The organism is Pedobacter rhodius (assembly GCF_027213645.1).
Classification (GTDB): Bacteria; Bacteroidota; Bacteroidia; order Sphingobacteriales; family Sphingobacteriaceae; genus Pedobacter; species Pedobacter rhodius.
In genome coordinates, this window is record NZ_JAPWGL010000004.1 from 36,966 (window position 1) to 58,347 (window position 21,382).

The following is a 21,382-nucleotide window of genomic DNA, read 5'->3' on the forward strand; positions in this document are numbered from 1 at the left end:
CAAAGGGCGGGACTATCATAACCGATAAGCATTGCTATTGCTTTCCAAGAAATAAAAAACATATCTCCCAGACATTTTTGGAAACCTCAATCTTAAAATCCTTAAATCTGAACCTAAGCTTTATTTCTGTTAATTAAAAAATAAACAGGAACACCCAGCAAAACGATTACAAGTCCGGGCCAGGTATATTGTTGTTTATATATTAACAGTAAAATGCAAAATGCAGCGCCAATAAGCAAATAAATAATAGGTGTAATCGGATACAGCCATGTTTTGAAAGGCCTATCCAAGTCGGGTTTTTTTAATCTTAAATAAATAACGCCAAAAACCGTAATCATATAAAATAATACGATGACAAAAGAGATCATATCTAAAAGATTACCATACTGGCCACTTAAACACAAAACAGCGGCCCAAATCCCCTGCATCCAAAGGGATTTTTCCGGAACTCCGCTTTTATTATTTTCTATCGCAGCCTTAAAAAACATACCATCTTTTGCCATAGTTTGAAAAACTCTGGCACCTGCCATTACTAAACCATTCACACAACCAAAAGTGGAAATCATAACTAAAACAGCCATCACAACAGTACCTACGCCATCACCAAAAATTTGCTCGGAAGCAACAACAGCAACCCTATCGTTTGCTGCAAAGGCAATACTATCCCTGTTTAATGTGTTTAAATACACAAAATTAACCAGCAGATAAAGAACCATTACAGCCGAAGTGCCAATGACCATGGAACGAACTATATTTTTCTTTGGATTTTCGATTTCTCCGGAAATAAAGGTTACATTCTCCCAGGCAACGCTGGAGAATACGGAGCCAACCATTGCGGCCGCAATTCCACCCATTATGGTCATTCCTGAAATGGATTCCCATCCTGATTTTGTGAAATTGCCGGTCAAATCTGTTCTTATATTATTAAATGCGTTCCATCCAAATCCCATGTTCTCCGTCCAGAAGTTACTTTTTACCAAAAGAAAACCCAGAATAATCAAACCAATTAGCGCGATAATCTTTGAACCTGTAAAAATATTTTGCAATATTTTACCACTTTCGACCCCTTTTGTATTTATGTAGGTAAGCAGCAGAATAATAAAGATGGCCAGAATTTGTATCCAGGTAATTTTATAACTACCACTTTGAAAAATTGGCGCCGCATCATTTAAAGCAGGTATTAAATAAGCGGTAAATTTACCAAAGGCAACTGCAACCGCAGCAATAGTACCCGTTTGAATTACGGTAAACATGCCCCATCCATAAAGGAATCCCATCATCTTACCAAAAATTTCTTTCAGGTAGGTGTACTGCCCGCCGGCTTTAGGAAACATAGCGGAAAGTTCTCCGTAAGAAATTGCCGCCGCAACGGTCATCACTCCGGTTATCAGCCAAACCACAATTAACCAATAACCGGAACCTAAGTTCCTCATAATATCGGCACTCACGATAAAAATACCACTTCCAATCATTGAGCCCATGACCAGCATCGCAGCATCAAAAAGACCCAATTTTCTTTTTAAAGGTTCTTTTTCCTGTAGTTTTTCCATTTTTTTGTTTGTTTGGTTTTAGCTTTAGTTGGGCTAATTTATTTAAAAAAAACAATTCGCATCAAGTTGTCGTGTATTATTTTAAACGAATAAAAAATATTCTCATACCTTATAATTTTTTTCTTCGTGATGATGCGTAGAAAATTATTTTATTATATTGCTAAACTAAATAATTCAATGTTCTGTAAGTTAAGCCTTAACCATGCTTAATTAGTTATGAGCAACAGAACTTTGAATCAACAAAATTCAAAACCAAATATTTAACTATGGATTTTTTACAAAACAATCTGATTTACGCAATTCCGGCGCTTGGCCTTGTCGGGATTATTGTTATGCTATTTAAAAGTGCCTGGGTAAGCAAGCAAGATGCAGGTGACAAAAACATGCAGGAACTTGCCGGTTACATTGCCGACGGCGCAATGGCTTTTCTTAAAGCTGAGTGGAAAGTGCTAAGTATTTTCGCTGCATTTACCGCCGCTTTACTTGCCTACTCCGGAACAATTACCGAAATTAATGGTGTAGCAATGCATTCCAGCTGGATTATTTCCATCTCTTTTATAATCGGAGCCGTATTTTCTGCATCAGCAGGATATATTGGTATGAAAGCCGCAACAAAAGCAAACGTCAGAACAACGCAAGCGGCCAGAACAAGTTTAAAACAAGCACTAAAGGTTTCTTTCACCGGTGGAACCGTAATGGGATTAGGTGTTGCGGGATTAGCTGTTTTAGGTTTGGGTGGTTTATTCATTGCTTTTCTTCAGATATTTCATGTAACCAATGCAAATAGCGAAGAAATGAGAACAGCGATTGAAGTACTTACCGGTTTTTCATTAGGTGCAGAATCAATTGCTTTGTTTGCTCGTGTAGGTGGGGGCATTTACACAAAGGCTGCCGATGTTGGTGCAGATTTGGTAGGTAAAGTGGAAGCAGGGATTCCCGAAGATGATGTACGTAACCCGGCAACAATAGCAGATAACGTAGGTGATAACGTTGGCGACGTAGCCGGAATGGGTGCCGATTTATTCGGTTCTTATGTGGCTACAATTCTGGCTACAATGGTTTTAGGGCAGGAAATTACCGTAGTTGATAAATTCGGAGGGATGTCTCCAATTCTGTTACCAATGGTAATTTGCGGCCTGGGTATTATTTTTTCCATTATAGGAACCTGGTTTGTGACTATAAAAGATGAAAAATCAAACGTTCAGAATGCACTAAACCTGGGCAACTGGTCATCTATTGTAATTACAGCAGTTGCATCCTATTTTATTGTTAAATGGATGCTGCCCGAAACTTTAAATCTTCGGGGCTATGAATTTTCGAGTATTAATGTATTTTACGCAATAATTGTTGGCTTAGTTGTTGGAACCATAATGAGTATTGTTACAGAATATTTTACCGCAATGGGCAAAGGACCTGTAAACTCTATTATTCAGCAATCGTCAACTGGTCATGCAACCAATATTATTGCCGGTTTATCTGTTGGAATGAAATCTACTGTAATACCGATTTTAGTTTTAGCAGGTGGCATTATGGCTTCGTATCATTTTGCGGGACTATATGGCGTTGCCATTGCAGCTGCCGGTATGATGGCTACCACCGCGATGCAATTGGCTATTGATGCTTTCGGACCAATTGCAGATAATGCAGGTGGAATTGCCGAAATGAGTCAGCTGCCTCCCGAAGTCCGCGAGCGTACCGATAATTTAGATGCGGTTGGAAATACTACTGCCGCAACGGGCAAAGGATTTGCCATCGCATCTGCGGCACTAACCTCATTAGCCTTATTTGCCGCTTTTGTTGGTATTGCAGGCATTACCGCAATCGATATTTATAAGGCGCCTGTTTTGGCCGGCTTGTTTGTAGGTGGAATGATTCCTTTCATTTTCTCAGCCTTGTGTATTCAGGCAGTAGGTAAGGCAGCAATGGATATGGTTCAGGAAGTTCGCCGCCAGTTCAGGGAAATTCCGGGTATTATGGAATATAAAGCCAAACCTGAATACGAAAAATGCGTAGCCATCTCTACCAAAGCATCTATCCGTGAAATGATGATGCCCGGTGCTATTGCTTTAATTACACCTGTAATTATAGGCTTTACTTTCGGACCGGAAGTTCTTGGAGGACTGTTAGCCGGTGTTACTGTAACCGGCGTACTGATGGGTATTTTCCAATCGAATGCAGGTGGTGCATGGGATAATGCCAAGAAATCATTTGAACAAGGTGTTATGATTAATGGCGAAATGTTCTATAAAAAATCTGAACCACACAAAGCTTCCGTAACCGGAGATACCGTTGGCGATCCTTTTAAAGATACTTCCGGCCCTTCAATGAACATTTTAATCAAATTAATGTCTATCGTTTCCCTGGTTATTGCCCCTTACATCGCGGTTAAGGCCGTTACCGGCGAACATAGGCAGGAAGTTCGCAAGGAAATCAGGATTCAGCAAAAAACCGATGGTTCAGGTAACATAACAACAGATACTTTAGTCAATACAACCGATACATTAAGTCGTTAGTTGTAAAAACATAGATATAATATTATCAAAAGGGATTTTTAACCAAAATCCCTTTTATTTTTCCGTAATTTTTAATTACGTTTGGAACTGAATTAATCTAAACAAAAACTATAATATGGGTTTATTTACTAAAAAGCCGATGCATCTACTGCTTGAAGAAGCGGGCGATTCAGGCAAAGGCTTAAAGCGTACACTTAGCGCAGGTGCATTAGTTGCCCTAGGTGTTGGCGCAATCATTGGTGCCGGTTTATTTGTTCGTACTGCAGCTGCAGCTGCCCAAAATGCTGGCCCTTCGGTTACAATCGGGTTTATAATCGCGGCGATAGGCTGTGCTTTAGCAGGTTTATGTTACGCAGAGTTATCATCATCTATTCCAATTTCAGGTAGTGCATATACCTATACTTATGCAACTATGGGCGAATTGATGGCTTGGGTAATTGGCTGGGATTTGGTATTGGAATATGCAGTTGGTGCTGCTACAGTGGGTATCGCCTGGAGCGAATACCTGAATAAATTATTGGTAGAAGTTTTACATGTATCCCCCATACCATACGAATGGTGTCATTCGCCATTTCAAACACATGCCGATGGAACAGTTGCAGGTATTATGAACTTGCCTGCTTTATTTATTGTTGTGTTATTAAGCTTACTTTTAATTAAAGGAACTTCTGAATCGGCCTTTGTAAACGGTGTTATCGTTATTACTAAAGTAAGTATTGTTATCCTAATTATCGTTTTAGGATGGGGCTTTATCCATGAGGAAAATCATCATCCATACATTCCAGCTGCAACTACTTATGTAGACCACGCCGGTATCAGCCATAGTTTTGGTGGTTTCTGGGGAGTTATCGGTGCCGCAGGAACCGTATTTTTTGCTTTTATAGGTTTTGATGCAGTTAGTACAGCAGCGCAGGAAACTAAAAATCCTAAAACCGCCATGCCAATTGGCATTTTAGGTTCGTTAGCCGTTTGTACGGTTCTATACATCCTTTTTGCACACGTATTAACAGGTGTTGCTCCGGTAGAATTTTTCAGAACTAAAGGCGGTGAAGCATCTGTTGTAGCTGCAATCAGCGAATATATGACCGGATATGGCTGGTTAGCTAAATTAGTAACCATTGCAATTTTAGCGGGTTTTTCTTCCGTAATATTGGTTATGCTTTTAGGTCAGAGCCGCGTATTCTATTCAATGAGTAAAGATGGTTTATTGCCGAAAATGTTCAGCGATTTACATCCTAAATTTAAAACACCTTACAAAGCTAACCTGGTTATCTTAGTAATTGTGGGCTTGTTTGCTGCATTTATTCCAGGCGATGTTGTTGGAGACATGACCAGTATTGGTACATTGTTTGCATTCATGCTGGTTTGCGTTGCGGTAATTATCCTGAGAAAAACAGACCCTGATCTTCCTCGTCAATTTAAAACGCCTTGGGTACCTTTAATTCCAATTCTTGGTGTCGCAGCCTGCGGATTAATGATACTAGGTTTAGGCTGGACTAACTGGCTGAGGTTATTTGGCTGGTTAGCACTTGGATTTATAATTTACTTCGGATACAGCAAAAAGAATTCTCATTTAAAAGATTCGAAATAAACGAAATTTAAAAAAACATGAAGCCCCGACCTAAATTCGGGGCTTTTTTATGCGCAATGAATTAACTTTAATTTAACTTTGCGAAAAGTCCGAAAAATGAATCTTTACTCCCCGCCGATTAAAAGCAAGTATTTACCTGTCCTGTTTGTTGCTTTATTGATTTCTTATTCACAAGCTTTCGCACAAAGAACAATTAATGATGTAATGGATTCTACAACGGTCAATCATTTACTGATTATCTCTAAAAAATATGGTTCTCTTTCATTCAGCGGCTATTTGCAACCTCAATTTCAGGTGGCAGAATCGAATGGAGCCCAGGCTGAATACCAGGGTGGCAATTTTGGAGAATTTACAAATAATCGTTTCAGATTAAGACGCGGGCGTTTAAGAGCCGATTACATGCTGTTAACCGACGATGGCGCGCCATCAACTTATTTTGTACTTCAATTTGATGGTACGGAACAAGGTGTTGCCGTAAGGGATTTCTGGGGCAGGTATTATGAAAACAAATGGAAAATATTAGCGGTAACATTAGGTTTATCAGGCCGTCCGTTCGGCAATGAACTTCAGTTATCCTCATCCGTTAGAGAGGCACCGGAACGCGGCAGGATGTCGCAAATATTAATGCGTACAGAACGTGATTTAGGAGTAACTTTCACATTAAATCCCCGATGGAAAGGTGCTAAACTAAAAAACATTTCCCTAGATTTTGGAATTTATAACGGCCAGGGATTGGCCGGTACGGCAGAATTTGATAACAGCAAGGATTTTATTTTAAGATTAAGCCATAAATCATACAAAATGAAAAACCTGCCATTTACAGTTGCAGGCGGAATCAGCACTTTACAAGGTGGCTTAAACCATCGCTTACCCGTAAGTTATAAAATGGAAAAGGCAAATAACATTTGGTATATGGCTAAAGATTCATCTGCTTCAACAATCAATAAAGTGGCTCCCCGAAGGTACTACGGTGCAGATATCCAATTATCAACAAATACCAAAAGCTGGAAATCAGAATTAAGGGCCGAAGTTATCTCCGGATTACAAACCGGAACAGCTACAACATCTACAACGCCAGGTTCCTACCCTACCGATAGTCAATCGGAACCCCTTCCCTATTACACACGGAATTTCAATGGTGCCTATTTTACTTTCGTGCAAACATTAAACAGCACCGATAACCAATTAATTTTAAAATATGACTGGTACGATCCGAACAGTAAAGTAAAAGGTACGGATATCTCTTCATCTCTAGGATTATCGGCTGCTGACGTGAAATTCAATACTTTTGGGTTTGGATTTTTACATCATTTTAATCCTCATTTTAAAGCGGTGATTTATTACGATATCATTAAAAACGAATCAACTCAAATTTCGGGTTATACTTCTGATAGAAAAGACAACGTGTTAACATTAAGGACACAATTCTATTTCTAATAATTAATTTGATAAATGCGTATTTAATCCAAATTGATATACCTTTGCTAAAATTGTAAGCTTATGAAATTTGATTTTATGACATTCAACCTGAGTGAGATTCTATCTACAACAATGGTTCTTTTCGCTATTATCGATATTCTGGGCTCAATTCCTGTTGTTATACAGCTTCGGAGAAAAGCAGGCCACATTGAATCGGAAAAAGCCGCTCTTGTAGCAGCTGGTTTAATGATTCTGTTTTTATTTCTAGGCGAATCTTTATTAAAGGTAATTGGTTTGGATGTAGAGTCATTTGCAATTGCAGGTTCCTTTGTGATTTTCTTTATAGCTATGGAAATGGTTTTAGGTCTCACCATTTTCAAAGAAGAAGCACCGGAAACGATTTCAATTGTTCCCCTGGCATTCCCCTTAATTGCAGGTGCAGGCACAATGACGACCTTACTTTCTTTAAAAACCGAGTACCATACACAAAATATCCTTATCGGCATTATACTCAATATTCTTTTCGTTTATTTTGTTCTAAAGAACACGAACAGGCTGGAAAAGCTTTTTGGCAAATCGGGGTTAAATGTTCTTCGCAAAGCTTTTGGTGTAATTTTATTGGCCATTGCGATTAAGCTTTTCAGAAATAACACAGGACTCTGATACACGGAAGATGTTTAATGGAAGATGGAATCCGATTCTAATAATTCATTAGCTTGTAACAAAAATTGAGTATATTTATCTAAACTAAAAAGCTAACATGAACAGCTTTGAAAAATATACTGTACTAATCGGGGCGATTGCTGTTTTAATTGAAGCCGTAAAGCACCTGAAAAAGAATTTTAAATCTTGGTTTAAACATACGTAATGCGTATGGCCATCTCTTCCTGAATTACGACCTGCCATATATAAGGTATTTCAGGATCTTATATTTGGAAAGATTGCTTCACTCCATCTTACAATCCAGCACTTCAGTTCGAAATGACGAGACGGATTTTCTAAAAACCATTGGCTTACTTTAAAACTAAAGAAGCTTGTTTTGAATATCACCAATAGCGCTAAACTCTAGTCTCTCGAGAAGAAAATGGTTTCCGTGTATCTTAAAATCCTAAAATCCCTTAATCCTGGTTTTTCTTGATTAACCTCGCTACAAACATCGTATCTGCATTGTTATCGTAGCCTTTTATTAACTCCATAGATTCTAACTCGAGTGGTAAGGTTTCGGTTATCTGTTTAACTACATCTTCATTTTCTGCTGCAAAGGCCGAGCAGGTAATGTAAATTAATGGCTTGCCGGGTTTTAAATACCTGACCACATTTTGAACGATTGCTTTCTGAATCGTTGAGAATTGGCTGATTTTTCTTTCTTCGAAAAAAGTGAGCATTTCTGGTGTCCTCCCCCATGTGCCCGAACCTGTGCAAGGTGCATCGAGTATAATTCCATCGAAGGCATAGTGATGCAAAATCTGATCATTATTTTTCAGGAGATCCAGTTCCTTTTTATGGTATTTTCTTATCCCGGCTAATCTGAAACGCTCATCCAAGTTTAGCAAAACACTTTCCCTGAGATCGGTTACCAATAAATCTAAAACAGGCTCTAAACTATGCAGCAATAAAGTTTTTCCACCTGAGGCAGCACAGCAATCCCACCATTTATCCCACTTACTTGGTTTGAAATAGGTTCCGGTATGTTGAGAGGATAAATCCTGAACCTGATAAGTTCCATCTTGTAAAACGCTTTCAAGTTTTGTACCGTTAGGCAGCGATAAAGCAGTCTCTGAAACCTGCTTTACAGCTATATTTTCAGCTTGCAATTTAGATACAATTGATGGCGCGTCGCTTGCTGCAACCCTGATAAACAGATCAGGCTGTAAGAAAAATGACTTATAAAAACAGGCCTTGTCAATATCGCCGGATAGTTGATTATTAAAAGGGTAAACTTCCTCTAAATTGAAATCAGGATATCTTGCAGAAATTAACTGAAGTTTCTCTTCCGGTAAAGCGGTGATTTTATCTTGTAAATCCGGAAGGTTTTTTTCTACGATCAAGCTTAAAGTATCGTGACAAAGAAAATCGGAAACGCTTAACCTTTCTTCATGACTAAGTTTAGATAATGCTTTACCTAAACGAAAAAAACTATAGAGGTGCCTCGTAGCCCAACGCCTGTCTGACGAGCCCATTTGTTTATTTTGCTTGAAATATGCCGGCAGAAACCGATGCAGCGGTAAACTTCCATCATAATTTTGCAAAACCTGTTCAAACGCTTTTAGCTGATGCTCTACTCTCATTCGGTTAATTTATAAATTTTACTCGATTATATTTAAAGCAAAATTTTTATACCTTAAAAGCACCAAACTGGTGTTAATGTAACCCAGTTGATCGTCGTATACGAAAGTAAAACTATTATGTAAACCCTTATATTTTTCTTTAGTTAAATACTCCAGATAGTCTTCTCCATAAGTAGACATTAATTTCCCAAAATAATAGCCCTCGTCGAAACCCTTAAAAGCATATTCTCCGGGTTCAAAACCATATTTTTTTCTATAACTTTTAACAAAGTTGATAACATTAGGATTTCGGTAATCCACTTTATAAGAAGAACTTATAATGGTGTTCAAAGTTTGCAATTTATCTGCAGGATAGTTTTGTTTTGACCAAAGCGGGTGTCCGAAAAGATTTAACGCATACCCACCTGTTGGCAGGTTTTTTAATTTATAAAGCTTTTCTACTGTTGGTAAAACAAATGCCCTGTCTGATGAAGTTACAATTACCGCATATTGCTTGCCTTTAATCATTTTTGTTTCGAAAGTAAAAGCTGAAGCGTATTCCTGAACAATAAATTTATTCGTTTGCGATTGAAAATATTTTCTTAAAGGTATTGCAAATTGCTCATCTTCCGTTTTTTTAGGGTTGATGATTACAATTATCGTATTTGCAGGATTGAAAGTTTTAGCAATGTAGGCTGCTATTTTCTTTGCATGTAAATCAATATTATTTACTATTGATATCAGGTTCGGATTATTAAAATCAGACGGTTCGGAAGCTGCCAAAGGAGAAACGACCGGTACGTTATTTAATTTTGAATAGTTGGTGATATATTTCACACCTTCAGGAAAAACCGGACCAACGATCAGATTGCTTTTCCTGAAATTATCCAGTTTAAATAAGGAACCAATCTGTGCATTATCATCCTGTGTATCATAAACGTTAAGTTTGAAATTGGCGCCTGAAGCCGTAACAGAATCTAAACCCAACTTAAATCCCTGGTAAAAATCAATCGGCATGGCATATTTTTCAGCATCTGCCTTGCTCATAAATTTTAAGTTAACTTCATTTAGCTTAAAAGGTATAAGGAGTGAAATGCTCGCCTGGGTAAATTTCCTGACCGGTTTTTTTTCAGCCGGCTTTTCTTTCTCCGCCTGCTTCTGGGTTTCTGATTTCGGCGTACGTATTTTTGGAGAACATGCAGCAAGAGCGATAAACAGGAAAGCTAAAAACCAATACTTTTTTCTAAAACCCATATTCTAATATTTTAACAAAATATGCCGGCAAAAGTTTGCCAGCATACGATAAAATTAACTGAAAATTACTAATTGTAATTAGCCTTATTCCCACTCAATAGTTGCAGGCGGTTTAGAACTGATGTCATAAACAACCCTGTTAATACCTTTAACTTTATTGATGATTTCATTAGAAATTTTTGCTAAAACAGGGTATGGTAAATGACACCAGTCTGCCGTCATACCGTCAACAGATTCCACTGCACGCAGACAAATAACATTTTCGTATGTACGTTCATCGCCCATTACACCAACAGATTGAACCGGAAGGAAGATAGCGCCGGCCTGCCACACTTTATCATATAAACCTGCCGCTTTTAATTCATTAATATAAATCGAATCGGCATGTTGTAAAATTTCAACTTTTTCCGCGGTTACATCACCCAGTATACGAATGGCCAAACCTGGTCCGGGGAAAGGATGGCGACCCAGAATCACATCATCAATGCCCAATGCCTTACCTACTCTTCTAACTTCATCTTTAAATAGAGTTTTTAAGGGTTCAACGACCTTCAGTTTCATGAAATCCGGCAAACCGCCAACGTTATGGTGAGATTTTATGGTTGCCGATGGCCCATTCACAGAAATAGATTCGATAACATCCGGATAAATGGTACCCTGACCCAGCCAGTTTACGCCCGTAACCTCGTGTGCAGCATCGTCAAAAACCTCGATGAACACACGTCCGATTGCTTTTCTTTTTAATTCAGGATCTTTTAAACCAGCAAGCTGGCTAAGGAAACGATCTTTTGCATCGATACCTTTAATATTTAAGCCCATGTGCTTGTATTGCTCAAGCACTTGTTCGTATTCATCCTTACGCAAAAGACCATTATCAACGAAAATACAGTGTAAATTTGTTCCGATTGCTTTATGCAATAAAACCGCAGCCACGCTACTGTCGACACCGCCCGATAAACCTAAAACAACTTTATCATCGCCAAGCTTTTCTTTTAATTCGGCAATTGTCGTTTCGATAAAAGCTGCTGAAGTCCAATCCTGACTGCAGCCACAAATATCAACAAGGAAATTTTCTAAAAGGATTTTACCGTCAATGCTATGGGTAACCTCCGGGTGGAACTGAATGGCATAAGTATCAGAATCTTTAATATGATATGCAGCAACGCTAACGCTTTCCGTACTCGCAATTAACTCAGCACCTTCAGGCATTTGGGTAATGGTATCGCCATGGCTCATCCAAACCTGAGAATCGATATTTATGCCTTTAAATAATTTATTTTCCTGATTAACAAAACTAAGATTTGCACGACCATACTCGCGTGTTGATGAAGCCTGAACGTCGCCACCTGATTTTTGTGCAATGTATTGCGCACCATAACAAACGGCTAATAATGGAAATTTTAAATGGAATTGGCTTAAATCTACCTGTGGTGCATCATCCTGGCGAACAGAATAGGGGCTGCCGGAAAAGATAACACCTTTTACGTCAGGGGTATTTATATCAGGAAGATTGTTGAATGGATATATTTCACAGTAAATATTCAGTTCGCGAACTCTACGGGCAATGAGTTGTGTAAATTGCGAACCAAAATCGACGATAATGATTTTTTCTTGCATCCGCAAAGATAGGGAAAGAAAGGGAATTGTTAAATTGTTTTATTGTTATTTATAGCCAATTTAGCAATTCAACAATGAAAGCAATTCAAGCCAACCAACTTACACATTAACCTAAGCTTCCATCAACTTCACCTCTACACCAAACTTCCTCAAAAAATCTACCCCTTCATCACTTGGCAAACCTTTATAAGCGGCATAAGATTTAGAATAGTAAACCAGTTTTATGCCTGAAGATAAGATTAACCTGGCGCAGGCGATGCAAGGCGATAAAGTAGTATACAAAGTACAGCCTTCAATTTTAGAGCCGTTTTTAGAGGCATACAGGATGGCATTTTCCTCTGCATGTAAGGCCAGCGAACAACTTCCTTTACTGTCACGGGCACAACCTGTATCGGGCCATTCTTCATCACAATTATGTGTTCCGGCGGGCGGACCATTATATCCGATAGAAATAATGCGGGTATCTTTTGTTAAAACAGCGCCAACATGGGCACGTACACAATGTGAACGTGTAGCCAATTCTGTCGCCAGGTTCATAAAAATAGAATCGAAGCTCGGTTTGTCAGTCATGTATAAAAATTAAAAAAGCCACAGAAAATATAATCTTTCTGTGGCTGCAAAATTAGTTTAATTATATGTTAATGGCCGCCAGAAAGTTTTTTATCAAAACTGATTCCCTGCGATCTTAATATTCCGCTAACTCTCCATGCATAGAATGCTAAATAAGCAAAACAGATAATACCAACGACATAACTATACTGGATACCTGTAAACTCTGATACTACCCCCTGAAGCCAGCTAATAATACCGCCACCCATAATCATCATAATCAGGAAGCTACTGCCCTGACTGGTATGTTTACCTAAACCACTAACTGCCAGAGTAAAAATACAAGGCCATAAAGTACTGCAGAATAAACCTACACTTGTAATGGCGTAAACACTTACCATTCCGGTTGTAAGCATACCGACTAACAAGGCCGTAATTCCTATTGCAGAAAAAATTAACAGCATTCTTGCAGGATTACCTTTACTTGCCATATCTGCTGCAATCAAAACCAGAATGATTAAACCATACACATAAAATGGTGCTAAATCATGCTTGGCGATTGCATTTACAGCCAAAAAGATACCAAAGGCCAAATATGGTGCAATAAACCTTAATACTTTTTGAGTGCTCACATCATCTGTAAAGGCTTCAACAGCACCGGTCCAGCGGCCAATCATCATACTTGCCCAATACAGTGAAATGTAAGGTGCAATATCTTTAATTGCAAAACCAAGATCTTTTTCCATGTAAGCAGGCAGATTACTTGCTGTAGAAACCTCTACCCCTACATAAACAAAAATTGCAATCATACCTAATACCAATTGCGGATACTTCAATGCAGAACCCTTAATTGAATTATTATCTTCTACCGAAGCTTCTACCAGGGTAGGTCTATCCGGTAAAGAAGACATTTTTAAGAAAATTGCAACAGCAATAAAGGCAACGCCCAATATCAGATAAGGAATTTTAACACTTTCAATACTAATATCTGTAGTTGCGTTAGCAGCAGAACCAAAAATGGCAAAACTTACCACTAATGGGCCAATTGTTGTTCCGAAGTTATTAATACCTCCAGCTAAGGTTAAACGCTGGGATCCGGTTCTTATTGGCCCCAATGCAATTGCCAATGGATTGGCTACGGTTTGTTGTAAAGAGAAACCTAGTGCCACAATAAACAAGCCTGAGAGCATCAACGGAAATGAATGAAGGTTTGCTGCCGGATAAAAAAGTAAAGTTCCAAGCGCTGAAATAACCAGTCCAAGCGCCAATGAATTTTTATAACCTAATTTGTTTACAATATCTTGCTTTATTAATACTGAAATTCCATTGTAAATCAAGGCACCTACCGTATAAGCAATGTAAAATGCCAATGAAACTAACTGACTTTCGGCTTGCGATAAATCGAATGCTTTTTTAAATACCGGAATTAGAATATCATTACTGGCTGCTACGAAGCCCCAAAAAAAGAAGACTGTAACTAAGGGAATAAATTGCCCCCACTTGGTTTGCGCTTGTTCCTGACTCATTTTAAATTTAGTTTTAGTGGGGCTAAACTTAAATAAAAAAAAATTAAAAAACGGTTATTTATACCAGCCTTCGCAACAAAAATAAAATTGATTTGTTTAGGTTTAAATTGCATATTCGCATATTCATAAATAACACAATGCATGTTTGAAGCCATATTGTTAGGTATAGGGGCAGGGATTATTTCGTCGTTTTTAACAGGTCCGGTATTTTTTGCAATGATTAAAACCAGCATAGAGAAAGGCTTCAAAGCTGGTTTTTCTTTAGCCATTGGTGTAATAATAAGCGATGTAATTTTAATTGCATTAGTACTTTTTGGAAGCCAGTTTTTCGAGTATAAAGCCGATTTCGATAAATATGTTGGGATAGTTGGCGGTTTGTTTCTTCTTGCGGTTGGTATCTATTACCTGGTTTCTAAAATAACGGTCCATTACGATAGCGCTACCTTGCAAAAAGTAAGTAAACGGGGTTATGTGTTGAAAGGATTTTTAATGTGCATACTTACACCTTCCACATTAATGTTCTGGATTATCGTTAGCGGCATTATCTCTGTTAAGCTGAACAATATGCTTAATGAAAAGTTAGTTTGCTTCTTTATTGCTATGGCAACCCAACTGTCCATTGATGGTGCCAAGAGTTTTTACTCCAGCAAACTCCGTTATAAAATTAAAGAGGATTCGCTTAGAAAACTGAATAAAATAGCCGGTGTTATAATTATATTCTTCGCCTTTTGGCTGGTTATAAAAACTTATATGAAGTTTTACGCTTAATTGCCTGCTCGTTTCCACTACAGCGTAAACATGGCATCATACAGTAGGCTTCGAGGATTTTAGTATTAATAATCAACTTCACAACATACCATCGTCCATCTCACATTAATCCATTTTACATTTGTCTATTCACCACCTTAGAAACTTAAGAAACACCTAAGCCGCTCCACCTCAACCCGTCATTCCAGCGCAGGCGGGAATCTTAAGGCTCAATATCTAACATCCCATTATACATCTTCCATTTATTTCATTCACCACCTTAGAAACCTGAGAAACACCTAAGCCGCTCCACCTCAACCCGTCATTCCAGCGCAGGCGGGAATCTTAAGGCTCAATCCAAGGTTTCCACGGAGTAAAAAGAATTTTAGGACCAGAACTTCTAAAAAGGTCAAATCTTCAGGCCCAGCGTCTACCATCCCATTATCCATCTTACATCCTCCATCTTCCATTTTCACCACCTTAGAAACATAAGAAACAACTAAGCCGCTCCACCTCAACCCGTCATTCCAGCGCAGGCGGGAATCTTAAGGCAAAAATCTCAGCGAATACTTATAAGATTGTAACCTAGCTACCAATTTTAGCTTTAATATTTTCCTTTAATTTTAATGTGGCTTCATTTGGAATTAACGCATGCGCACGCTCGGCCCATCGAAGTGAATCATATAAAGCATGGTCATCAGATTGAAGGGTTTTGAAATAGGCTTCAGAAACCATATAAAGACGAGACGCTATATCCGCAGAGTAGTTTTTCTTAATTCTTTTTACCTCTTCAGCAAAGCCTGGTATTTTTGTGCTATCTTCTTTACCAGATAAAAACGGAGCCATAATTTCATTATAAAATTCCTGATTTTTCTTATCAATTATTTCATCAGGAATTAACATCAATTTCGAAGCGATAGATGAACCAACAACCTTCATTCTTTCCGTATCCTTACGCTCTGTATAAAAAAGCAATTTAAGGTTGTTAACTGTGCTAACTTGCGTCTCATTCATAGAAGGTAAAAGCAAGTCAATGTCATTTATCGCTTTTTCTTCATCATCAAGCCTCTTATCTTTCCTAGCTTCTGCAAATTCATTTCTAAGCATTGCAAACATAGGTTTAGTAATTTCCTGCTTCTGATCTGTACTTAAAACATTGAGATTTGACAAAACTATCTGAACTGCGTCAGACTTAGCAAAGCCTATATTTTTGCCTAAAAACATAATTTCATCCGCCTGGTTAACTTTATTGGCTGGTAAACATTTTACATATGTATTGAGGATTGCTGAATTTGTTACTTTCATGCTTGTCAGTTTCACTATATATTCCCTAAGAAAAACCAATTCACGCTCACCATCTAAAAATCTTTTTTCAAACTGTGTCAAACTTCCAGTATCATTTCTCTTTAATGCAGCTCGTTGTCCTAAATCAATAAAGTTTGCTGCAGACATATAATCATCAGCACGTAAAACCATATTACCTAACTCATCAACAAAAAGCCATGTTGGATAAGCTCTTACTCCAAACTTTTTTGCCAGCTCAATTCCATTACCTTTTTCAGCATTAATTTTATAATTAATAAAGAGCTTATTGTAAACTTCTCCTACTGTTTTATTAGGGAAAATTTCTGCATCCATTCTTTTACATGGAGGACACCAATCTGTGTAAAAATCGAGGAAGATTAATTTCTGTTGTTTTTTGGATTCGGCAAGTAAATCAGTCCAGGTACCCTTAAAAAACACAATTCCAGTCGAAGAAGATTGTGCATTTGCGCGATTATTAAAAATAATTAAAGCAATGATGAAGACTAAAAATAACCGTTTCATATATATAATACTGTCTTACAAGAAGTTAAAAATAACAATATTCATTTAAAATGAAACAAAAGATATGTCAAATCACAAAATCGATATTAAAACCTATTATATAAACTATATTAAAAAAAATAGCCCACATAAAAATGTGAGCTATCATTATTCAAAATCTTATTTAAAGGTTAATAAGCCCGCTGATTGTTTCCTTCTTTCCAGTTAACAAAAGCTTTATTTACCACTTTATTACCTCCCGGCGTTGGATAGTTACCAGAAAAATACCAGTCACCTTTGTTCTTCGGACAGGCTTCATGTAAATTCTCTAAACTTTGATAAATTACCTCAACCTCAGCAACAGTACCTTTTGGCGTTATAATCTGTGCAATTTTAGCGGAAATTTCTTCAGGTGTAAAAGGCTTGTATATATCCTTAACATGATTTACAATTTCTTCCTTGGGCAACAATAGTGAAGCTTTACATTTAGCATAAACATCTTCAATCACTTGCCATTGACCTCGTTCTGTTAGTAATTGTATTGCCGCATCAAAAGCAACAAACTGTCCCATACGGCTCATATCAATACCATAACAATCAGGGTAACGAATTTGAGGTGCGGAAGAAACAATGATGATTTTTTTCGGATGTAACCTGTCTACAATTTTTATGATACTCTGCTTTAATGTCGTTCCGCGTACAATAGAGTCATCCAGGGCAACCAACGTATCTTTATGGTTATTTATGATTCCGTAGGTAGTATCGTAAACATGGGCAACCATTTCGCTCCTATCCGCATCCTGCGTAATAAAAGTACGGAGTTTTACATCCTTAACAGCAAGTTTTTCAACCCGTGGTGCCATAGATAGTAAATCATCTAACTGCTCATCACTTAATTGCGTTTTATTGTGTAATAAAGTATTTTTCTGATGATTACGCACATACTGCTGCACACCATCTACCATACCAAAAAAAGCAACTTCTGCCGTATTTGGAATAAATGAGAATACCGTATTCTTTAAATCATAGTTAACTGCCTGAAGCACTTTATCGCTTAATAAACGGCCTAATTGCTTCCGTTCACGATAAATTTCAACATCACTTCCCTTTGAGAAATAAATGCGTTCGAAAGAACAAGATAACCTTTCGGTAGGCTCACGGAATTGCTCCATGCTTACCTCGCCATTTTTCTTGATGATTAAGGCGTGACCGGGATCAATTTCCTTAACATCTTTAAATTGAATATTGAAAGCCGTTTGCAAAGCCGGACGCTCTGACGCCGCCACAACAATTTCGTCATCGTAATAATAGTAGGCCGGACGGATACCTGCCGGGTCTCTCATAATGAAAGAATCGCCATTACCTACCATACCACAGATAGAATATCCGCCATCCCAGGTTTTGGCCGAACGACGAAGAATATTGGCAATATCTAAATTATCAGAAATTTTATGTGTAATGGCTACATTATCATGACCTTCCTGTTTATATTGATCAAAAAGATCCTGATTTTCATCATCCAGGAAATGACCGATTTTTTCAAGAACGGTTACCGTATCTGCCTTTTCTTTCGGATGCTGGCCTAATTCGTACAGTTGTTCCAGTAATTCATCAACATTAGTCATGTTGAAGTTACCTGCAATAACGAGGTTACGGGTCATCCAGTTATTTTGCCTTAAAAAAGGATGGCAATTTTCGATACTGTTTTTACCATGGGTACCATAACGCAAATGGCCCATTAACACTTCGCCGATAAAGCTTACGTTGTTTTTGAGCCACTCTGTATCCTGCATTAGTTCAGGCGTATTTTCCTGGATGTCTACGAATTTACTTTGAACATATTCGAAGATATCTGCTACCGCATTCGAAGCCATGCTCCGGTATCGGCTAATGTACCTGCTGCCGGGTTTCATATCCAGCTTAATGGTTGCAATACCTGCGCCATCCTGGCCCCGGTTATGCTGCTTTTCCATTAAAAGGTATAATTTGTTAAGGCCGTAAAGTGCTGTACCGTACTTTTGCTGGTAGTAAGAAAGTGGTTTTAACAGGCGAATAAAAGCGATTCCGCATTCGTGTTTTATCTGATCACTCATTGTGTGGGTTTGAAGCCGCAAAGTTATCCTTTTAAACAATTACAACCTAAACAAAAGTGTTTTCTTTTCTAATGATGAGGTTTAGCTGACGAAGTTTCAGGCATTAAAATTCCGTTCCTATCATTAATCAGATTAAAACACGTTTATTAAGGGTTTTTAGTTTATATTTTTCAGTTGACAATAATAATTCACAACCTACCAGCTAGCCCATCTTTTCCGATATTAATTCTTCGCCAAAAAATATCGATGCGTGCTCATCAAAAGCCTTTGGATCACCACTGGTGAAGAATTCTTTTTTTTGCGTTTTCGAAAAAGTTGATTCCATTTCAGGATGTCTTCCCAGATAACTAACCAAACTGGAAGCAACAATTTCCCCCTGGGTTAAAATATTTATATAATCCGGAAACACTTCCTTAAGTTTTGGCAACAATAAAGGGTAATGTGTACAAGCCAATAGAACACAATCAATATTTTCTGATTGATTCATCAATGCATCACAATATTCTTTGACAAAAAAATCAGCACCGGGTTGCTCGTGTTCATTATTTTCGATTAACGGAACCCACATTGGACAAGCTTGCTGGTAAACCTTTATTTCGGGAAAGAATTTATTGATTTCTAATAAATAAGATTGAGAATTAACAGTTCCCCGGGTTCCCATTACGCCTATCTGCTTTGTACTGGTATAATTATCGATAACTTCGGCGGTTGGCCGGATAACACCAAGGACTCTCCTATCAGGATATTTCAACGGCAGGTCTTTCTGCTGTATGGTTCTCAAGGCTTTTGCTGATGCCGTGTTGCAGGCCAATATCACAAGATTACATCCCTTATCAAAAAGCCATTCTACACATTCTAAAGTATATCTGTAGATGGTATCAAATGAATGATCGCCATAAGGGGAACGGGCATTATCACCCAGATAGATATAATCGTAATCCGGAAGTTTTTCAGCAATAGAACGAAATACGGTTAAACCTCCGTAACCAGAATCAAAAATACCTATTGGTGATGATTTTTGCATTATTTATTGTTTCCGATTGTTGTATTGCTAAATTGTTGTTTTTAGATGTTTAGCCTGCAATTGAGCAATCAAACAATTAACCTCCAAGATAATTCTTTTACACAAAAATGCGGAATTAAGTTAAACTTAATTCCGCACTACATACATTAACCCGACGTTAATTGTTCAGGTATGTTGCTTATTTTTTAGGTGCTGGTGCTTTTGCAGTTGCCGTAATACCTAATTTGGTTTTAACTGCAGCTGTAATATCTTCTCCACCATCCCAGAATACCAAGTTATTTCCACCTTGTCCGTTAGCAATATCAAAAACATAAGCTAAACCTTTTTCTTTAGCAATAGCTGAAATGGCTGTTGCTACCTTACCTTGAATCGGTTGAAATAACTCACCTTGTTTAGTGCCTAAATCTTGCTGTGCCTTAGTTTGAGCATCACCAATACGTTTTTGTAAATCCTGTAATTGAGTTGCTGCTGTTTGTAATTCCTTATCAACAGTTTCTTTATTTGCCTCACTACGTGTTTTTTCTTTCGCTTGTGCAGCTGCTAACTGTGTTTGATATTCTTTAATCATTACATCAATTTCAGCCTGTTTTGTTTTACTTAAGTTTTCTAAAGTCGTTTGTGCTGATTTAGATTCAGGTAAGTTAGCAAATACCTCTTCTGAATTTACGTGACCAATCTTTTGCTGTGCATTTGCCATATTCGCTGTAAACAATAAACCTGCTGCTACAAAGAATACGTTAATTAACTTTCTCATGTTTTATTTTACTTTTTATTTTTTTTAATTATTTTGCTTAATTCGAGGGGCGAATATACTAATTATTTACAGTCCCCGGTTTGTATCCCAATTTTACGATTACATCATTACTAACATCGTAGCTGCTGCTTGCGTAAATCATCATCGTTGCTTCACTGCTCTTATCGAAAATGAAATCAAGGTATTTAGCTTTTGCAATTTGTTTAATTACATCAGCAACTTTATCCTGAATAGGTTTAATCAATTTAGCCCTGCTTTGAAAAAGATCGCCATCAGGTCCGAATTTCTGACGCTGAAATTCTTTAGCTGCTTTCTCCTTTTCAATAATTTCATTTTCACGACGTTTGCGCATATCATCAGTTAATAAAACCTGATCGGCCTGGTAAGCCTTGTACATCCTGTCGATTTCAGAGAAATTCTGGTCAACCTGCTGCTGCCATTGTTTAGAGGCCACATCTAACTGGTTTAATGCCGATTTATACTCTGGCATATGCTTTAAGATATACTCTGTGTCTACATAAGCAAACTTTTGGGCGAAAGCGCCAAAAGTTGTGCAAAGTAAAAATGCGATAAAAAAATATTTTTTCATTTGTGTGTGTTTAATGATTGGTTATAATAAGTTAAGCTTTCTATAAACTTAACTTATACTATTTTATTGCATAAATAATTATT

16 protein-coding genes are annotated in these 21,382 nt (G+C 37.7%); 5 read left to right on the top strand and 11 right to left on the bottom strand.

Features of this window, described 5'->3' with window-relative positions; genetic code table 11:
• Positions 1-113: 113 nt before the first annotated feature.
• A complete protein-coding gene (locus O0931_RS14505; RefSeq protein WP_269416305.1) occupies positions 114-1,550 on the bottom strand; it encodes an APC family permease in 1,437 nt (478 codons plus the stop codon).
• 266 nt (positions 1,551-1,816) lie between these two features.
• On the opposite strand from O0931_RS14505, the gene O0931_RS14510 reads away from it, so the two are divergent.
• From O0931_RS14510 to O0931_RS14525, 4 genes are all read left to right on the top strand, one after another.
• Positions 1,817-4,063, top strand: a complete 2,247-nt coding sequence (locus tag O0931_RS14510; RefSeq protein ID WP_269416306.1) for a sodium-translocating pyrophosphatase — start codon at positions 1,817-1,819, stop codon at positions 4,061-4,063.
• A 115-nt stretch (positions 4,064-4,178) separates the two neighbouring features.
• On the top strand, positions 4,179-5,654 hold the full coding sequence (locus tag O0931_RS14515) for an amino acid permease (RefSeq protein WP_269416307.1): 1,476 nt from the start codon (positions 4,179-4,181) through the stop codon (positions 5,652-5,654).
• A 96-nt stretch (positions 5,655-5,750) separates the two neighbouring features.
• Entirely contained in the window at positions 5,751-7,091 is a 1,341-nt protein-coding gene (locus O0931_RS14520) for a porin (RefSeq protein ID WP_269416308.1), read from the top strand.
• A 78-nt stretch (positions 7,092-7,169) separates the two neighbouring features.
• Entirely contained in the window at positions 7,170-7,736 is a 567-nt protein-coding gene (locus O0931_RS14525) for a MarC family protein (protein WP_269416608.1), read from the top strand.
• A gap of 455 nt (positions 7,737-8,191) precedes the next feature.
• Here the strand turns inward: O0931_RS14525 and O0931_RS14530 are convergent, their stop codons facing one another.
• The 5 genes from O0931_RS14530 to O0931_RS14550 form a co-directional block, all read right to left on the bottom strand.
• Entirely contained in the window at positions 8,192-9,361 is a 1,170-nt protein-coding gene (locus tag O0931_RS14530; RefSeq protein ID WP_269416309.1) for an RsmB/NOP family class I SAM-dependent RNA methyltransferase, read from the bottom strand.
• Positions 9,362-9,379: 18 nt separating this feature from the next.
• Positions 9,380-10,594 carry an ABC transporter substrate-binding protein gene (locus O0931_RS14535; RefSeq protein ID WP_269416310.1) on the bottom strand — a complete coding sequence of 405 codons (1,215 nt, stop codon included), beginning with the start codon at positions 10,592-10,594 and terminating at the stop codon, positions 9,380-9,382.
• A gap of 84 nt (positions 10,595-10,678) precedes the next feature.
• Positions 10,679-12,211 (bottom strand): glutamine-hydrolyzing GMP synthase, encoded by a 1,533-nt coding sequence (gene guaA, locus O0931_RS14540; protein ID WP_269416311.1) that lies wholly within the window; start codon positions 12,209-12,211, stop codon positions 10,679-10,681.
• 111 nt (positions 12,212-12,322) lie between these two features.
• A complete protein-coding gene (locus O0931_RS14545) occupies positions 12,323-12,781 on the bottom strand; it encodes a deoxycytidylate deaminase (RefSeq protein WP_269416312.1) in 459 nt (152 codons plus the stop codon).
• A gap of 68 nt (positions 12,782-12,849) precedes the next feature.
• The gene (locus tag O0931_RS14550) at positions 12,850-14,286 is read right to left on the bottom strand and encodes an MFS transporter (protein ID WP_269416313.1); all 1,437 of its coding nucleotides are present in this window, start codon (positions 14,284-14,286) and stop codon (positions 12,850-12,852) included.
• Between the two features lie 141 nt (positions 14,287-14,427).
• On the opposite strand from O0931_RS14550, the gene O0931_RS14555 reads away from it, so the two are divergent.
• Complete coding sequence (locus O0931_RS14555) at positions 14,428-15,054, top strand: LysE family translocator (protein WP_269416314.1); 627 nt, start codon at positions 14,428-14,430, stop codon at positions 15,052-15,054.
• A gap of 564 nt (positions 15,055-15,618) precedes the next feature.
• On the opposite strand, the gene O0931_RS14560 is transcribed toward O0931_RS14555, so the two are convergent.
• The 5 genes from O0931_RS14560 to O0931_RS14580 form a co-directional block, all read right to left on the bottom strand.
• Entirely contained in the window at positions 15,619-16,860 is a 1,242-nt protein-coding gene (locus O0931_RS14560; protein WP_269416315.1) for a thioredoxin family protein, read from the bottom strand.
• Positions 16,861-17,030: 170 nt separating this feature from the next.
• Positions 17,031-18,932, bottom strand: a complete 1,902-nt coding sequence (locus tag O0931_RS14565) for an amidophosphoribosyltransferase (RefSeq protein WP_269416316.1) — start codon at positions 18,930-18,932, stop codon at positions 17,031-17,033.
• A gap of 202 nt (positions 18,933-19,134) precedes the next feature.
• Positions 19,135-19,956, bottom strand: coding sequence for a glutamate racemase (gene murI / locus O0931_RS14570; RefSeq protein WP_269416317.1), 822 nt, complete (start codon positions 19,954-19,956; stop codon positions 19,135-19,137).
• A gap of 178 nt (positions 19,957-20,134) precedes the next feature.
• Positions 20,135-20,710 carry an OmpH/Skp family outer membrane protein gene (locus O0931_RS14575; protein ID WP_269416318.1) on the bottom strand — a complete coding sequence of 192 codons (576 nt, stop codon included), beginning with the start codon at positions 20,708-20,710 and terminating at the stop codon, positions 20,135-20,137.
• Between the two features lie 58 nt (positions 20,711-20,768).
• The gene (locus tag O0931_RS14580) at positions 20,769-21,299 is read right to left on the bottom strand and encodes an OmpH/Skp family outer membrane protein (protein ID WP_269416319.1); all 531 of its coding nucleotides are present in this window, start codon (positions 21,297-21,299) and stop codon (positions 20,769-20,771) included.
• Positions 21,300-21,382 lie beyond the last annotated feature (83 nt).

Excerpts from the sequence above, each read along its gene's own strand:
- O0931_RS14565 (WP_269416316.1), bottom strand. The coding sequence starts at position 18,932 with ATGAGTGATCAGATAAAACACGAATGCGGAATCGCTTTTATTCGCCTG.
- O0931_RS14530 (WP_269416309.1), bottom strand. The coding sequence starts at position 9,361 with ATGAGAGTAGAGCATCAGCTAAAAGCGTTTGAACAGGTTTTGCAAAAT.
- O0931_RS14580 (WP_269416319.1), bottom strand. The coding sequence starts at position 21,299 with ATGAAAAAATATTTTTTTATCGCATTTTTACTTTGCACAACTTTTGGC.
- murI (WP_269416317.1), bottom strand. The coding sequence starts at position 19,956 with ATGCAAAAATCATCACCAATAGGTATTTTTGATTCTGGTTACGGAGGT.
- O0931_RS14515 (WP_269416307.1), top strand. The coding sequence starts at position 4,179 with ATGGGTTTATTTACTAAAAAGCCGATGCATCTACTGCTTGAAGAAGCG.
- O0931_RS14535 (WP_269416310.1), bottom strand. The coding sequence starts at position 10,594 with ATGGGTTTTAGAAAAAAGTATTGGTTTTTAGCTTTCCTGTTTATCGCT.
- O0931_RS14575 (WP_269416318.1), bottom strand. The coding sequence starts at position 20,710 with ATGAGAAAGTTAATTAACGTATTCTTTGTAGCAGCAGGTTTATTGTTT.
- O0931_RS14560 (WP_269416315.1), bottom strand. The coding sequence starts at position 16,860 with ATGAAACGGTTATTTTTAGTCTTCATCATTGCTTTAATTATTTTTAAT.
- O0931_RS14510 (WP_269416306.1), top strand. The coding sequence starts at position 1,817 with ATGGATTTTTTACAAAACAATCTGATTTACGCAATTCCGGCGCTTGGC.
- O0931_RS14545 (WP_269416312.1), bottom strand. The coding sequence starts at position 12,781 with ATGACTGACAAACCGAGCTTCGATTCTATTTTTATGAACCTGGCGACA.
- O0931_RS14525 (WP_269416608.1), top strand. The coding sequence starts at position 7,170 with ATGACATTCAACCTGAGTGAGATTCTATCTACAACAATGGTTCTTTTC.
- O0931_RS14550 (WP_269416313.1), bottom strand. The coding sequence starts at position 14,286 with ATGAGTCAGGAACAAGCGCAAACCAAGTGGGGGCAATTTATTCCCTTA.
- O0931_RS14555 (WP_269416314.1), top strand. The coding sequence starts at position 14,428 with ATGTTTGAAGCCATATTGTTAGGTATAGGGGCAGGGATTATTTCGTCG.
- O0931_RS14505 (WP_269416305.1), bottom strand. The coding sequence starts at position 1,550 with ATGGAAAAACTACAGGAAAAAGAACCTTTAAAAAGAAAATTGGGTCTT.
- O0931_RS14520 (WP_269416308.1), top strand. The coding sequence starts at position 5,751 with ATGAATCTTTACTCCCCGCCGATTAAAAGCAAGTATTTACCTGTCCTG.
- guaA (WP_269416311.1), bottom strand. The coding sequence starts at position 12,211 with ATGCAAGAAAAAATCATTATCGTCGATTTTGGTTCGCAATTTACACAA.